Source organism: Vreelandella mediterranea, assembly GCF_970647075.1.
The window spans coordinates 2,577,481-2,593,016 of the sequence record NZ_OZ310198.1; the positions used below are offsets into that span (position 1 = coordinate 2,577,481).

Annotated in this window: 11 protein-coding genes; 4 read left to right on the forward strand and 7 right to left on the reverse strand. The window is 62.1% G+C overall.

The features are described from left to right. Positions 1-58 precede the first annotated feature (58 nt). Entirely contained in the window at positions 59-928 is an 870-nt protein-coding gene (locus tag ACWFVE_RS11905) for a LysR family transcriptional regulator (RefSeq protein WP_447529484.1), read from the forward strand. A gap of 174 nt (positions 929-1,102) precedes the next feature. After that, positions 1,103-2,512: a PhoH family protein gene (locus ACWFVE_RS11910; protein ID WP_447529485.1), complete on the forward strand. Its 1,410-nt coding sequence runs from the start codon at positions 1,103-1,105 to the stop codon at positions 2,510-2,512. A gap of 108 nt (positions 2,513-2,620) precedes the next feature. Here the strand turns inward: ACWFVE_RS11910 and ACWFVE_RS11915 are convergent, their stop codons facing one another. From ACWFVE_RS11915 to ACWFVE_RS11945, 7 genes are all read right to left on the reverse strand, one after another. Further along, on the reverse strand, positions 2,621-3,622 hold the full coding sequence (locus tag ACWFVE_RS11915; protein WP_447529486.1) for a YihY/virulence factor BrkB family protein: 1,002 nt from the start codon (positions 3,620-3,622) through the stop codon (positions 2,621-2,623). Continuing rightward, positions 3,619-5,388: a proton-conducting transporter transmembrane domain-containing protein gene (locus ACWFVE_RS11920; protein WP_447529487.1), complete on the reverse strand. Its 1,770-nt coding sequence runs from the start codon at positions 5,386-5,388 to the stop codon at positions 3,619-3,621. Before ACWFVE_RS11920 ends, ACWFVE_RS11915 begins: the two co-directional genes overlap by 4 nt. Beyond that, the gene (locus ACWFVE_RS11925) at positions 5,385-6,890 is read right to left on the reverse strand and encodes a proton-conducting transporter transmembrane domain-containing protein (RefSeq protein ID WP_447529488.1); all 1,506 of its coding nucleotides are present in this window, start codon (positions 6,888-6,890) and stop codon (positions 5,385-5,387) included. Before ACWFVE_RS11925 ends, ACWFVE_RS11920 begins: the two co-directional genes overlap by 4 nt. Then, a complete protein-coding gene (locus ACWFVE_RS11930; RefSeq protein WP_447529489.1) occupies positions 6,887-8,377 on the reverse strand; it encodes a complex I subunit 5 family protein in 1,491 nt (496 codons plus the stop codon). The genes ACWFVE_RS11925 and ACWFVE_RS11930 overlap by 4 nt, the downstream gene beginning before the upstream one ends. After that, positions 8,374-9,123, reverse strand: coding sequence for a DUF4040 domain-containing protein (locus tag ACWFVE_RS11935; protein WP_447529490.1), 750 nt, complete (start codon positions 9,121-9,123; stop codon positions 8,374-8,376). Before ACWFVE_RS11935 ends, ACWFVE_RS11930 begins: the two co-directional genes overlap by 4 nt. Before the next feature lie 72 nt (positions 9,124-9,195). Next, complete coding sequence (locus ACWFVE_RS11940) at positions 9,196-9,861, reverse strand: alpha/beta hydrolase (RefSeq protein WP_447529491.1); 666 nt, start codon at positions 9,859-9,861, stop codon at positions 9,196-9,198. 66 nt (positions 9,862-9,927) lie between these two features. Then, complete coding sequence (locus tag ACWFVE_RS11945; protein ID WP_447529492.1) at positions 9,928-11,697, reverse strand: SLC13 family permease; 1,770 nt, start codon at positions 11,695-11,697, stop codon at positions 9,928-9,930. Between the two features lie 384 nt (positions 11,698-12,081). Between ACWFVE_RS11945 and ACWFVE_RS11950 the strand changes: the two genes are divergently transcribed. Next, positions 12,082-13,383 (forward strand): ATP-grasp domain-containing protein, encoded by a 1,302-nt coding sequence (locus tag ACWFVE_RS11950; RefSeq protein ID WP_447529493.1) that lies wholly within the window; start codon positions 12,082-12,084, stop codon positions 13,381-13,383. 32 nt (positions 13,384-13,415) lie between these two features. Then, a complete protein-coding gene (locus ACWFVE_RS11955) occupies positions 13,416-15,452 on the forward strand; it encodes a CocE/NonD family hydrolase (protein WP_447529494.1) in 2,037 nt (678 codons plus the stop codon). Positions 15,453-15,536 lie beyond the last annotated feature (84 nt).

Here is a 15,536-nt window from a genome sequence, read left to right on the forward strand (position 1 = left end):
ACAAGCAGTACTTACCAATCGCTCAGCGCCAATCTATTTGGCACTCAACGGGTCATCCATGCGAATCGAACAGATCCAGGCGTTTATCGAGGTCACCGAGCAGCGCTCGTTTGCTGGCGCCGCCCGCCATACCGGTATGAAGCGCAGCACGCTTAGCGCTATGGTGAGCGCGCTGGAAGACCACCTGGGCGTGGCTCTTTTCGAGCGCTCCGGCAATAGCCTTACGCTTTCGCCCATGGGGGAAAGCATTCTGCCCGACTGCTACCGCCTGATGACCAGCGCCGGGCGGATCAACAAATATTGCCAGCAGCAACGCCTGGGCGTTGAAAGTCAGCTCTGTATCGCCCGGGACGACGCCCTACCGGAAACCTTTTGGCAAAACGTGATGCACGACATCAAGGCGCGCTACCCGCTCACCGCCATTTCTGTTTACCTGGCCCCGCCCCAGGCCCACCACGCGCTGATCGCCCGCCAAACCGTGGATATCGCCTTTGGGCTCTACGCCGCGCCCAGCGTGGTTTTAAATGCGCAGAGCCTGGCGCCGGTGGACATGCGCCTGGTCGCCGCCCCGCACCACCCGCTGAGCCGCCTGCCAAGCGTTCGCCGCGATGACCTGGCCCAGTACACCCAGATCTGTTTGAGCCACGTTCAGGATGACAAGCTGGTCAGCGAAGCGCTTTTTTCCGCCAACTACTTGAGCCTGACCATGTTCGAGCTGATTCGCGACGCCGTGATTCAGGGCACCGGCTGGGCACTGCTCCCCTCGCTGCTGGTGAGCGAGGCGTTAAGCGCCGGTACGCTCAACCGCCTGCCCCACGAACTTGCGCTGGAGAGCTACCACTACCGCACGCTCGAAGGCGAGCACCAGGGGCCGGTGGCCACGGTGTTGCTTAACAAAGTGGCGCAATTTTTGGCCATCGAAGCTTAGCGTCGGTTTCGTTGAAACGCGGGAGTGGCGAAAAGTAGCGGCGCCTTCCACTCTATAAAAAAGCCACAGAGGAGATTAATGACACCCGAAAGAGTCAACACGGGCAGTGTCATTGATGCGTAAACAAGCCCTGCCAGTGTCGATGTTGCCGTCAACTCAGGAGCGACTTCCCCGATGGTCAAACTCGATAAGAAAGCCAAACGGCTCTATGTTCTCGATACCAATGTCCTGATCCACGACCCCGCCGCCCTTTACCATTTCGATGAGCACGACGTAGTCATTCCCATGACCGTTCTCGAGGAGCTCGATAAGCACAAAAACGGCATCCGCGATATCGCCCGCACCGCCCGCCAGGTCAGCCGCACACTCTCGGAGCTCACAAGCCAGGTCACGTTCCGGGAAGTTCAAAACGGCGTTCCCATCCCGCGTATTAGCGGCCAAAGCGGCTGCTTACACTTTCTCTGTTACAACGATCTCAAGCTTTTAAACGAAGTCAGCGACACCGCCGACAACCGCATTCTGGCCGAAACCTGCCGGCTGCGCGACGAACGCCCGGACGCCTCGGTCATCCTGATCACCAAGGATATCAACCTGCGCATCAAGGCCGCCGCGCTCAAGATGCCGGTGGAGGATTACCATAACGACCGCGCCTTCTCGGACAGCGACGCCATGATCGAAGGCGCCAGCATCGTCGATCATGCGGGGCTTGAAGGTGCATCGCTTTGGGAGACGCTCAATGTCGAGGTCCAGGTCGAACGCGCGGGCCACCACACCTTTTACCATCTCAAGGGCGAGATGCCCGTCGAGTGGCACACCGGCATGCTGGTCTCGGATAGCGAAAACGGCGCCGAGTTCGAGGCGGTCGTACGCGAGCTGGGGCCCAAAAGCGCCACACTCCAGCTTCTGACCAACTACCGCCACCACGCCGGCGTGTGGGGCGTACACGCCCACGATAGCCGCCAGAACTTCACTCTGAACCTGTTGATGGACCCGGAGATCGACCTGGTCACCATCGCCGGAAGCGCCGGTACCGGCAAGACCTACATGACGCTGGCCGCCGCGTTTCAGCAAACCCTGGACGCCAAGCGCTTCGAGCGCATCGTGTTCACCCGCGCGCCGATTCCCATGGGCGAGGATATCGGCTTTCTCCCCGGCACCGAGGAGGAGAAAATGTCGCCCTGGATGGGGGCGTTTCACGACAACATGGACAACCTTCTGCGTAACGACGACGGCGAGTCGAGCTGGGATAACGGCGCCACCCGCCAACTGATCGGCTCCCGGGTCCAGATTCGCTCGCCGGGCTTCATGCGCGGGCGCACCCTAAACGACACCTTCCTAATCATCGACGAGGCGCAAAACTTCACCCCCAAACAGCTCAAGTCTTTGGTCACGCGCGCCGGGCGCAATACCAAGATCGTCTGTCTGGGTAACGTGGGCCAGATCGACACGCCCTACCTCTCCACCAACACCTGCGGCATGGCCGCCGTGGTCGAGCGCTTTCGCGACTGGCCCCACGCCGGGCACATTACCTTGAAATGCGTCGAGCGCTCGCGCCTGGCCCTCGCCGCCGAAGAGCTTTTATAAGAAAAGCTTTTATAAAAGGCCCGCCGCGCTGTCTGGATAAATCTCTTAAACGTCACCTACAAAAGCGCCGCCTAACAGGCGGCGCTATGGCTATCCAGTGACGGGTACCTACTTGCTATCCTGGTTTTTCCGGTCCTCCCCCATCGGGTTGGTCACCCCCACCGTATCCGCCGCGAAGGCTTCGCGCTCGCCCAACGGGCGCGGCTGGCCCACCGTCGTATCACTCAGGGTTTGGCGCTCGAGCTCGCAATTGAGCTCGGCACCAAACAGGACGGTAAAGGCCGATAACCAAAACCACATCATCAGCGCCACCACCGCGCCCAAAGAGCCGTAAAGCTCGCTGAAAGCGCTGAAGTTACGCACGTAGAGCGAAAGCACCGCGGAGCCAATCAGCCACGCGGCGGTCGCCAGCAGCGTACCGTAGTTGATCCACTCCCAACGGGGTTTACGCCGGTAGGGGGCAAAGCGGTAAAGCAGCGCGATCAGGACACTCATCAAAATGAGCAGCGCCGGCCAGCGCAGCCACTTCAGGACCCGGTCCACGGGGGGTTCGATAGTGAGCGAATCCACCGCCATGGGCACCAGCGCAATGAACGCAAGCGACACCAGGGTCATGACGATCAGCCCAAAGGTCAGCGTGGTCAGCAGCACCGTGCGGTGTAAAAAAGGACGTTTTTCGCTCTCGCCGTACACCACGTTGAGCCCCACCACCAGCACCGCGACCCCCTTGGAGGCGATGAACATGGCGACCGCCAGCCCAATCATCGCCGCCATGAAGTTCCCCATCTCGGTGCTCTCGATCACCTGCTCGGCCTGTTGATCCATAAGCCCCGCTGCATCCGGCGGCATGAACCGGCTAATTTCATAAAGCTGCTGGGCCGCCTCGAGCGGGTCGAACAACAACCCCCACAGTGAAATCACCGCCGCGATGGTGGGGAAAAACGCCAGTAAAGCGTAGAAGGCGGCCCCCGCCGCCAGCATGGTCAGCCGGTTGCGCCGCGCGGCGCGTATCACCCGCCAGCCGACATCCATCAACCCTACTTTCGGAATATCCTCGGGGGCGCGGGCGCGCCGGCCCCGGGACGTGCTTTTTTGGTGTGATCGGCTCATCCCAGGCCCTCCCAAATCAGTAAAAGTGCCAATAGCACGGCAAAGGCCATCATCAAACCGCTGCCGTGCCGACGCATCCATCCCTCGCCTTGCAGGGTTTCAACCAACTTTGTCATAACGCGCGCCTCCAAAGCGAGCGCGCGATCGACGCTGGCGTGTTTCGCCCGTTTCGTCTTATTACTCACGCCCTTACAAAAGGCCACGCTTTTCAAGGCGACCGGGCGGTACCCCCACCACAAATCCCCGGGCGGTAGCGGCTTCAAACCAAGCACTCGGGCAAGCCAGTACCCCACCACCACGGCCAGCACACCGGCGGGCAACGGCCAGACCAGCGACCAAAGAGAAGAGAGCCCCGGTACGTGCACACTGCCCTCGGGCAGCGGCAGCCACCAGGGCACACAAAGCGCCCCGGCAATCGCCAGCGCCCAACCGCCCAGTTGGAAGGCGTCACTGCCGCCTTCGCCGCGCTGCTGCCACTGGCGCCAAAGGCATACGCTCACTAGCGCCGTGGTGCCCACCGCCGCCAGCGTCAGCAGCATGATCACCTGGCTATGGTGCATCTCCTCTAGCGCGTGCTTGACGCTGTACTTGCTGATGATGCCCGCGCCAAAGGCGCCGGTCAGCGAAAGCCCGGGCAGCGCGAGCGCCAGCCATAAAATCACCGGAGGACGTCGCGGCAGGTGTTCGCTGATGCTGGTGCCCAAAAAGAGCGCCCCCTTGGCCAGCGCGTGGTGGCCGGCAAACAGTACGACGCCTGGCAGTAACAGCGGCCAAAGCGCGGTGTTGACCAGGCCCATGGCCACAAGCGCCGTCATCATGCCCATTTGGCTGATGCTCGAGTAGGCCAGCACTGCCTTGGGATGGTGCTGGCCCACGCCATAAAGCGCCGCGCCAAAAGCCGCGGCAAAGCCGGCGGCGAGCATCACCTCGCCAAGGGTTTCGAGCTCGGCGGAAAGGCCTTCGGCGCCCAGCGGTAAAAGCACTAGCCAGCCCAAAAGACCGGCCTTGATCATGGCCCCGCTAAGCACCGCGCTCGCCGGGGCCGGGGCCGCCGGGTGGGCCAGTGGCAACCATACATGAAGCCCCACCACACCCGCCTTGACACCAAACCCCAGCCACAGCAGAAGCGCCATCCACACCCCCTGAGGCGCATCGAGAATCCCTTCGCGCACCCCGGCAAGCGTGGTCGCCTGGGACTCCCCCGCGGCCCACAGAAGCCCTGCCAAAATCAGCCCCTCGCCGAGTACCGCCAACAGGATATAGGCGCTCGCCCCACGTTTGGCGCTCGCATCCTGGTTGTGCAGTACCAACGGGTAAGCCGCAAAGGTCATCAGTGCAAAGCCGAGGTAAAAGCTTGCGATATCCTGGGAAAGGATCAAGAACGCATTGCCCAAAAACGTCAGCGGCCAGAAAAACGTAAAGCGTAACAGCCGAGTGCCCTCTGCCGCCTCGCCCTCGCGGGCCCGCGCCATGGACCGCTTGAAATAGCCGCGGGCGTGCAGCGCCGCCAGGCTCCATAAAAGCGCAGTAAACCCAAGCCAGGCGCGGCTCAGCGCGTTGAGCTCCCAATGGCCGCCCAGCATCCAGGCCGACCAGCTCCACTGGGCCTCGCCGACAAACGCAAGCGCCAGCGCAGGCCAGCTAGCACTTAGCCACCAAACGTTAAAAAAGCCGCGCTTCGCCGCAGGCACGCGCAGCGCCTGCCAGATAACGCCCGCCGCCACGGCCACGGGCCAGCCAAGCGCGAGTAGAAAGAGCGCCGTCATGGCAGATACTCCCCGACCGCGACCCGGGTCGCCCAGTCCAGCGGACTAAACGGCAGCCCTGCCAAAAGCCCGGCGCCCAGGCTCACCACCGCGGTAAACACCGCCGGCCACAACAGCCAGCCATGGGTTTCCAGCCGCCCCAGGCGCTGCTCCTGGGGCCACTCGCCCACCCCGTGGGCGGGGCCCTCACAAAACCAGAGCCGGTACACGACGGGTAAAAAGTAAATCGCGTTCAGCACACTGCTGGCCACCAGCACCGCCACGACCCAGTACATCTGGGCCTCGATCGCGCCTATGCCTAGGTACCACTTGGTGATGAACCCGGCGGTCGGCGGTAGCCCCATCATGCCAAGCGCGCCCACGGTAAACGCGATACTGGTCAGCGGCATGCGCTTGCCGGCGCCGTTCATTTCATCGATACGGTGAATACCAAGCTCCTCGGCGTAGATACCCGCGCAGAAAAACAGCGTCACCTTCATCAACCCCTGGTGAAGCAGATGCGCCAGCGCCCCGATCGTGCCGAAGGGCCCGACCAAACACACCCCTAGCACCACGTAGGACACCTGGCTGATGGTGGAAAAGGCAAGCCTGGGCTTGAGCTCTTTTTGAGTGATCGCGCGCAGCGAACCGTAGATGATCGTAAACGAGGCCAGTACCGCCAGCACCGTGGTCACGCCGAGCTCGACGCTTAGCTCGATGCCGTAAAGATCGTAGATAATACGCAGAATGCCGAACGCCCCGGCCTTGACCACGGCCACGGCGTGGAGCAGCGCGCTGACCGGCGCCGGGGCCACCATCGCCCGGGGCAGCCAACCATGCAGCGGCACGATCGCCGCTTTGACCGAAAGCCCCCCGACCAGTAGCGCGAAGATCACGGTCAAAAGCACGCGGTGGTCGTCAAGATAACGCGCAAGCCCCCGCTCGGAGGCGAAGGATTGATCGCCGGTCAGGCTATAGAGCAGCACCACGCCCAAAAGCAGCACGACCCCGGCGCTGAGCGTATAGCGCAGATACACCCGCCCCGCCGCCAACGCCTTGGCACTGCCCGCGTGGGCCACCAAGGGGTAGGTCGAAAGCGTGAGCATTTCGTAGAAAATCAGGAAGGTGAACAGATTCCCCGCCAGCGCCACGCCCAGGGTGCTGGTCACGCAGAGGCTGAAAAAGCCGAAAAAGCGCTTACGGTTGGCCGCCCCTTCCAGGTAGCCGATCGCGTAAATGGTGGTGCAGAGCCAAAGAACCGAGGAAAGCCCGGCGAACATCACGCCCAGGGCGTCGGCCCGCAGCACGAAATCGATACCGCCGATGATCTGAAAACTGAAGGTATCCTCGTACCCGGCCGACACCCGCCCCACCATCAGCGTTACCAGCGCTACTTTACAGGCCGCTGCGCTCAGGTTGATCACGGTGCGCACGGCGCGCGCCTCTTCCGGCAGCGCAAAGATCGCCGTGGCGGCAAACAGCGACACCAGCAGCGCCGCCAGCGGTAACCAGTCCATATTCATACGCCACCCCCGTGTAATAGCGAAAGCGGCAAATGCGCCAGTAGCCCTAAAGCAAGCGCGGCCAAGGCAAGCGCCAAGGCGATGGCGTCCATGCCCGGCGCCAGGGGTTGGTAGCGATGATGCGGGGCGGTTTCATCGAAGGAGTAGCGAAACACGCGAAACACGTAGGCTGCGGTTAGCAGAGTGCCGGCCAACAGTGCCGCCACGGCCACCCACTGCTTGGAAAGCACCATGGCGTGGAGCAGCAGCCACTTGGCGGTAAACCCGGCACTCGGGGGCAGGCCCATCAGCGTGATCGAGGCGATCCCAAAGACCAACAGCGACAGCGGCAGATGCCGGCTGGTCCCCGAAAGCCCTTTGAGCGAGCTTTCGCCGGTCGCCAGTATCAAATTGCCCGCGGCCAGAAACATCGCCGCCTTGGCCAGGGCGTGGCCGATCAGCTGCAGCCAGAAGCCCTGCCAGGCAAGCGCCTGGGGGATCGGTGCGACGTCCGGGCCAAGCAGCAGGGGAAAGGCGACCATTAGATACCCAAGCTGGGCCACCGTGGACGAGGCCACCAGGGTTTTCAGCGAGTCCGCCCGCCAGGCGATCAACCCGCCCCAGACGATCGCCAGTGCCCCAAGCCAGGCGATGAGTCGCGGCGCCCAGAAGGTATCGGGCAGCAGAATGCTCCAGAGCAGAATCAGGATATAAAGCGATGCCTTGATGACAAGCCCCGCGTGCAGCGCGCTGACCGGCGTCCAGGCGTTCTCGTGCACCGGGCTCAACCAGCCGTGCAACGGAAAAAGCGCGGCTTTCAGAGCAAGCCCGGCGCCAAGAAGCGACGCCGCCACCCAAGCGACCGCGCCGGGCTCGACCACCTCGGCCAGCTTCATCAGTTCGAGCTGGCCCCACTCCCCAAGAATGAGCGCCACCCCCATCAGATAAGTGAGCGACCCCACCAGGGTGAGCAGTAAATAGCGCATCCCCGCTTCCAGGGCGGCGGACTTGTTCGATAACAGCAGCATGGCCACGGCCGACAGGCCCACGACCTCCAGAGCGAAATAGAGCGTCAACAGATCCGAGGCGAACCATAAAAGCGACAACGCACTGATCTCGGCTCCCATGAGCGGCCAGAGCCAGCGCTGATTCGGTCCCGCCTCGGTCAGTCGCAAATAGCCCGGCGCGTAGAGCGCCGCCGCGGCGCCGACGCACTGAGTGACCAACAGCAAAAGCGCGCCCAGCCCGTTCAAGCGAAGCGACAGATTCACCCCCACCACCTCGGCCTGCCAGCGCAAAGTACCCGCCGCCTGGGCATCCACCATCAGCGCCACACCGGCGCCCAACACGACAAGGCTGACGACGAGCAGCGCGCCCGCCCGCTTGGGCGGAAAAACCGCCGCCAAAAGCCCCGCCAAAAGCGGCAGTAACAGCACACACAAAAGCGCCCAGTGGCTAAGCGGCAGCGGCGTAAAGGTGCTTTCCAGTAGACCGAAGCGCCAGCTCATTGCGCGCGCTCCGGGTGTTGCAGGTCTTCCTGGTCCGCTTCGCCTTCGTGGGCGCGTAGCTTTCGAATCACAAGCGCCCCCAAAAGCGAACCGAGCCAGGCGATCATCAGCGCCACGCCGACCAGCGCCTGGGCGCCTTCAACGGTACCGGCAAGCCCGGTCATCAATAAAAAAACGCTGGAGCCCAGTACATTAAAGGCAATCAGCCGGCGCAGGCGATGCCGATGCAGGGCGAAGGCGCCCATCGCCGTGCCCACGATCAGCACCGCCACCAGCATCAGCGGATGCTCCGAAGGCGCGTAGGCCATGCCGGGCATGACGAGACGAAGCACCGCCCCGACCATGAAACACCAGGCCACGGTCAGCACCGCCCGGGCGAGACGATGGCTGACCGGGCCACGAAAGGTATCGATGTGGCGGCTTGACGAGGATACGCGGCGAAAAAAGCCAAAGCGTGGCCATAAATCGCTAACGGTGAGCTCGTGAAAGGAGAAATAGCGAGGGTGATAGCCAAAGGCGCCGAGGGCGTAAAACAGGGTAGCGCCGGTTAGTAGTACGCCCAGCACGAACTCCACCAGGGCGAGCCAGGGCGCGCCCAACCACCCCCAAACGAGCACCATGAGCAGGGCAAACACGACAAAGGCGCAGGTTGCCCGCGCCACGTGGCGATCGAACAGGCAGACAAAGGCGGAAAGGCCAAGGCAAAGAGCCAGGCCCATTTCCAAAAGGTCGATAGACGCTAGCATAGGCCTTTGCGGGTACCCCTCGGCTTGAAAAAAACGACTGTGTTTGCCTTTTATTCGCTTGTCGACGCTGGGCTAACCCAAGCGCGCCTGCAGCCATTTTCCGATATCGTTGACCTGCTGCGGGCAGAGCGCGTGCGCCATGGGATATTGGCGGTAGTTAACGCTGTAGCCCTTCTCTTTCAGGCGGTCGGCGCCGGCCCGGCCCAGGGTCTCCGGTACCACCGGGTCGAAGTTGCCGTGATGTACTTCCACCGGCACCGACTGGTTCGCTGCGGCCAGTTCGATGCTCTCGCCGGTGGCCAGGTACGTCGACATGGCCAGCAACCCACCCAACGGCTGATCGAACGTGAGCGCGGCCTGGTAGGCGACCGCCCCGCCCTGGGAGAAGCCGGCTACGATGATCCGGCGGCTATCCATCCCCTGGTCGAGCTGCTCTTGAATCAGCGTCTGGATGCGCTCGGCGGAGTGCTTGAGCTGTGTTTCATCCACCCGGCGCCCCAGGTCCATCGCCAGAATATCGTACCAGGCGGGCATCACCATGCCGCCGTTCACGGTCACCGGCAAGCGCGGTGCGTGGGGCATGATGAAGCGAATATTCAGGTTTTTGGAAAGCCCCATGGCCGGGATCAGCGGCTCGAAATCGTGACCGTCAGCGCCCAGTCCGTGGATGATGAATACACAGGCATCCGCAGGCTGCCCGTTTTTGGGCTCGACGATCAACTCACCAGGCTCTGACATAGCGTGATTTCCTCGCAATAAAAGCGACACCCTAGCGCAAAGTGAGGCGCTGGGCGAGCGGTTCGGCTAGAACGGCCACACCAGCGGAATCAACGCAACGGCAATGGCGCCGGTCAGCACGTTCAAACCGCCGCCTACCTTGAGGAAATCGGTGATGCGATAGCCGCCGGGCCCATAGACCATCAGGTTGGTTTGATAGCCAATCGGCGTCAAAAAGCTGGCCGAGGCGGCAAACATGATGGTCACCACGAACGGCATGATGCTCACGCCCAGACTCTCCGCCGCCGCCGTCACGACCGGAAAGATGATCACCGCAGCGGCGTTATTGGTGACCAGCTCGGTCAAAAGCGCCACGACACAGTAAGTGCCCAGCAGCAAAAGCCAGGGGCTGCCCGCCACCATCGAAAGCACGCCCCCGGCCAGCGCGTCCGCCGCCCCCGAGCTTGTAAGCGCCGCACCCACCCCGAACGAAGCGGCAATGGTCAAAAGCACCTGGGTGTCGAGGCCGCGCTTGGCACCGCCCACCGTGCAGCAGCCGGTCAAGAGTACCAGCGCCGCGCCCAGCATCGCCGCACCCAGCATGCTCAGCACGCCCACCGCCGCCAGCAGCACTGCGCCGAGCAGAATCGCCCAGGCCAACGGAGCTTTTTCGTGCACCGGCCGGGCGGCACCGTTGAGCTCACTGATCAGCAGAAAATCCCGGGATTCCCGGTGGCGCTCGATGAACGGCGGACGCGCCTCCAAAAGCAGCACGTCGGAGGATTGCAACTGTACCTGCCCCAGATTGCCGGTCACTCGCTCACCGCCGCGGCACACCGCTAACACCGCCGCGCCGTAAAGCGTGCGAAAGCGGCCGTCGCGAATCCGCTGGCCAATAAACTGGCACTGGCTGGAAACCACCGCCTCGACCAGGCGGCGCTCCTTGAACTCTTTCTCCAAATTCGAGGCGTGCTCGCTCGAGGGAACCAGCCCACGAATCTGCTGAAGCTCGACCGCCGCATCGCTGGTACCGGCGAACACCAGCCGGTCGCCGCCTTTCAGCCGCTCGCCGGGGCCGACGACGCTGACCACGTTGCCCGCGCGCTCGATCTCGACCAGAAACAACTCCTGAAGATGTCGAAGTCCCGCCTCCTCGACGCTGCGGTCGACCAGTACGCCGCTCGGGTCCACCTCCATCTCGATAGTGAACTCCCGCGGGTTGGCAAAAACTTTGCCCATCCCTTCCCTGTTGGGTAAAAGCCTGGGTGCCACGAAAATCAGATAGGCAAGCCCCGCCACCGCGACCGGTATGCCCACCCAGGCTAGATCAAAAAGGCCCATGGAGACATCGGGGTAGCGCTCGGTCAAAAGCCCGTAGACCACCAGGTTGGTACTGGTGCCGAAAAGCGTCACCGTACCGCCCAGAATCGACGCGAAACTCAGCGGCATTAGAAGTCGCTGGGGCGAGCGCTTGATACGCCGGCTCCAGCTCATCACCGCAGGGATGTAGGTCGCCATGACCGGCGTATTGTTCAAAAACGCGCTGAGCGAGGCGACCGGCAGGACCAGCCGCACCAGCGAACGCCGCTCGGTGGCAGGCGTTCCCAGAACAAAGCGGATGATCAGATCGATCCCGCCGGTTTCCCGAATACCCGCCACCAGCACGTACATGAAGGCCACGGTAAAAAGCCCCGCGTTGGAGAAGCCACCCAGCGCCTGGCCCGGGTCGATCACGCCCAGGGTCATCAGCACCACCACCGCGCCGAGCAGGATGATATCCGGCCCCAGCCGCGAGAGCGCCATTAACGGAAACACCGTCAATACGACCCCGATTGCAATCCAAGCATCTAGTGACATGACACGCGCCTTAAACAGAAAACGCTGCCATTGTGCCGCCTGGCAAATATTCTAAAAAGTTATTTTTAGAAACACACTAATATCATAAAAGCATAAGCAAACAAGCGACCGTGCCGGCCTAACCGCGCCGCGCGCAATCGTTTTAGTCATATCCGCCGCCTCCGGCGATTTAAAACACAGCCCCGCAGCTTATGAAAAAAGTAGCGGTATCGGTAAAAAATAACGGTACCCGTAAAAAGTAACTAAGCTAATAAACGGGTGGCCGTTACCAGAACGAAAACAATGTCACCGGGTCTTGACCCCTCTTCTTACTTCGCAGCTGTTCAATGCGCTGATCGATCGTGGTGTACGGCCAGATCTATCCGTGAATACTGGGAGTACTACATGAAAACGCGTCATATCTTCGTCGTCGGTCTCAACGACTTCAATCATGAACGCCTCAAGCGGCTTCGAGGCGCCGAGCATTTTCACTTTCACGGGGTCATCGAACCCGCTGAGGTCTACGACACCGAAATATTTCCCATCGAGTCCATGGTCGAACGCGCCACTCAAACGCTCTCGGCCTTCGAGCACGACATCGACGCAATCGTCGGCTACATGGACTTTCCGGTCTCGACCATGCTGCCACTTCTATGCAGCCGCTTCGATACCCGCACGACCACTCTGGAAAGCCTTCTGAAGTGCGAGCACAAGTACTGGAGCCGGCTGTGCCAGCGCGAGGTGATCGGCAACTACATTCCCCGCTTCACCGCTTTTGATCCCTTCGATGACCAGGCGCTGACCGAGATCGGCAAGGCGGGGCTCTACTTCCCTTTTTTCGTCAAACCGATCAAGTCCTCCGGCTCGCGCCTTGGATTTCGCATCGACAGTCCCGAGGACTTCGAGTCCGCCATCGCAAAATTGCGTAGCGACATTGGGCTCATTTCAGAGCCTTTCAACTATATCCTCGAACAGGCCGAGGTCCCCGACGAGGTGCGCAAGGTCGACGGCGGCTTCTGTATGGCCGAAGAGATCATCGGCGGCTGGCAGTGCACCGTGGAGGGCTACGTATTCGAGGGGGAGGTCGTCCCCTACGGCATCGTGGATTCGCTGCGCTACCCGCGGGTACTCAGCTTTCTTTGCTACCACTACCCCTCCACCCTGCCCGATAAAATCCAGCACAAGATGCGTGAGCTGACCACGATGCTGCTCGAGCATATCGGGTTTGATAACGCCGCCTTCAACGTAGAGTTTTTCTGGGACGAGGTGCAAAACCGTATCTGGCTTTTGGAGGTCAACACGCGTATTTCCCAGTCTCATTGCGATATCTTCGAGAAAGTCGACGGCGTCAGCCATCAACAGGTCACCGTCGATTTGGCGCTGGGTCAGAAACCGAACATGCCGCATCGCGAAGGCGACTACCCGGTGGCCGGCAAGTTTTTCTACCGAGTGTTCTTCGAGGACGCCACGGTCTCCCGGGTCCCCTCCCAGCAAGAGATCGAAGCGCTTGAAGCGGACTTTCCCGGCACCCTGATCGACCTTCAAGTCGCGCCCGGCCAGCGGCTTTCGGCATTGCCCGAGCAGGACGCCTATAGCTACGCGCTGGCCTATATCTGGATGGGCGCTCAAAGCAGCCAGGCGCTGGAACAAAACTATTTGGCGCTTGCCCAGCGGCTCACCTTCGACTTCGCCGAGGTCGTCGGGTAACCCATCGCTTGCGCTTGCAAAGGAGTGTGCTGATGCAGATCGTGGATAACTTGCCCCGCCGGGTTTTCGAAGAGGAGACCTGGATCGAAATGAGCGACGGTACGCGACTGGCCGTGCGCATCTGGCGACCAGAAGATGCCGAGAGCGATCCGGTCCCGGCGATCGTCGAGTACCTGCCCTACCGTAAACGTGACCTGACCGCCCAGCGCGATGCCGGCATGCACCGCTTCTGGGCCGGCCACGGCTACGCCGGGGTGCGAGTGGACATTCGCGGTACCGGCGAGTCCGACGGCGTACTTTATGACGAGTACCTGCCCCAGGAGCTCGATGACGGCGTGGAAATTCTGGCCTGGCTCGAGCGCCAACCCTGGTGTACCGGTAAGGCCGGCATGGTGGGTATTTCCTGGGGCGGCTTCAACGGCCTGCAGATCGCCGCGCTCCAGCCGCCCCAGCTCAAGGCGATCATTACCATCTGCTCCACCGATGACCGCTACGCCGACGACGTTCACCACATGGGCGGCTGCCTACTGGTCGATAACCTCTCCTGGGCATCGACCATGTTCGACGGCAACGCCTGCCCGCCGGACCCGGCACTGGTCGGCGAGCGCTGGCGCGAGATGTGGCATGAGCGCTTGGCGGGCAGCGGGCTTTGGCTTAAGCAGTGGCTCGAGCACCAGCGCCGCGACGACTACTGGAAGCATGGGTCGGTGTGCGAGGATTTCAGCGCGATTCGCTGCCCGGTCTACGCCATCAGCGGCTGGGCGGACGGCTATTGCAACGCGGTGTTCCGGCTCATGCAGGGCCTCGACGTGCCCCGCAAAGGACTCATTGGCCCCTGGTCGCACAAGTACCCGCACCTGGGAGTCCCGGGGCCGGCCATCGGCTTTTTGCAGGATGCGCTGCGCTGGTGGGACTACTGGCTCAAGGGCATCGACAACACCATCATGGAGGAGCCCATGCTGCGCGTATGGATGCAGGAGTCGGCGCCGCCCTCCACCCGCTACGACCACCGCCCGGGCCGCTGGGTCGCCGAACCCACGTGGCCATCCACCAATATCGTGCCCCAACACTTCATGCTGACCGCCGGCCACGACCTGGTACCGGAAACCGAGGCCAACCGGGAAGCAACAAGCGACACGCCGCTTTCGCTGCGCTCCTCGCTATCGGTGGGGCTTCACGCGGGCAAGTGGTGCTCCTACAACGCCCCGCCGGATTTGCCCCACGACCAGCGCGATGAGGACGGCGGCGCGCTGGTCTTTCAAACCGCCATGCTGGCGTCGCCGCTGGAGATTTGCGGCCAGCCGGTGCTTGAGCTCGAGCTCTCCTCGGACAAGCCGGTCGCCATGGTCGCGGTGCGCCTGATCGACATTCACCCGGACGACAAGGCCACCCGGGTCTCCTACGGGCTATTGAACCTGACCCACCGTGACAGCGACGAGCACCCCGAGCCGCTGGAGCCGGGCAAACGCTACCGGGTCAAGGTAGCGCTCAAGCATATCGCCCAGCAGTTCGTCGCCGGACACGCCATTCGCGTATCGCTTTCGACCAGCTATTGGCCGATTGCCTGGCCCGCGCCGGAGCCCGCCCGGCTCACTTTTCACCCCGAGGCCTGCCGGCTGACCCTGCCCACCCGCGAGCCGCGCACCGAAGAAGAGGCGGCACTACCGGCCTTCGAGCCGCCGGTGTCCGCACCCGGGCTCGATACCACGGTGCTTGCTCCGGGTAGCGAGAGTTGGCGGGTCATCCGCGATTTGGCGACCGACGTCAACGAGCTCGAGGTGATCAACGATGAAGGGCGCTACCGATTCGACGATATCGACCTCGAAATCGGCGGCAAGGTGACCGAGCGCTACCGTTACGCCTACGGCGACTATCGCAGTATCGAGGGAATCACCGACTGGGAACGCGTTTTTCGGCGCGGTGACTGGGAGGTGCGCACCCTCACCCATACCAGGCTTACGGCCAGCGCCGACGCGTTTCGTATTCAGGCCACGCTGGACGCTTGGGAAGGCGAAACGCGAGTGTATTCGCAAAGCTGGGACGAATTCATACCGCGCGACCTTGTATGAAAAAAGCTTTATATGAAAAAGAGCTTGTATAAAAACAAAAAACCCCGCGATTGGCGGGGTTTTTTCGTTCCGTTTACCTTAACG

Bases quoted from the DNA above. Each gene is read 5' to 3' on its own strand.
- ACWFVE_RS11905 (WP_447529484.1), top strand. From the start codon at position 59: ATGCGAATCGAACAGATCCAGGCGTTTATCGAGGTCACCGAGCAGCGC.
- ACWFVE_RS11910 (WP_447529485.1), top strand. From the start codon at position 1,103: ATGGTCAAACTCGATAAGAAAGCCAAACGGCTCTATGTTCTCGATACC.
- ACWFVE_RS11915 (WP_447529486.1), bottom strand. From the start codon at position 3,622: ATGAGCCGATCACACCAAAAAAGCACGTCCCGGGGCCGGCGCGCCCGC.
- ACWFVE_RS11920 (WP_447529487.1), bottom strand. From the start codon at position 5,388: ATGACGGCGCTCTTTCTACTCGCGCTTGGCTGGCCCGTGGCCGTGGCG.
- ACWFVE_RS11925 (WP_447529488.1), bottom strand. From the start codon at position 6,890: ATGAATATGGACTGGTTACCGCTGGCGGCGCTGCTGGTGTCGCTGTTT.
- ACWFVE_RS11930 (WP_447529489.1), bottom strand. From the start codon at position 8,377: ATGAGCTGGCGCTTCGGTCTACTGGAAAGCACCTTTACGCCGCTGCCG.
- ACWFVE_RS11935 (WP_447529490.1), bottom strand. From the start codon at position 9,123: ATGCTAGCGTCTATCGACCTTTTGGAAATGGGCCTGGCTCTTTGCCTT.
- ACWFVE_RS11940 (WP_447529491.1), bottom strand. From the start codon at position 9,861: ATGTCAGAGCCTGGTGAGTTGATCGTCGAGCCCAAAAACGGGCAGCCT.
- ACWFVE_RS11945 (WP_447529492.1), bottom strand. From the start codon at position 11,697: ATGTCACTAGATGCTTGGATTGCAATCGGGGTCGTATTGACGGTGTTT.
- ACWFVE_RS11950 (WP_447529493.1), top strand. From the start codon at position 12,082: ATGAAAACGCGTCATATCTTCGTCGTCGGTCTCAACGACTTCAATCAT.
- ACWFVE_RS11955 (WP_447529494.1), top strand. From the start codon at position 13,416: ATGCAGATCGTGGATAACTTGCCCCGCCGGGTTTTCGAAGAGGAGACC.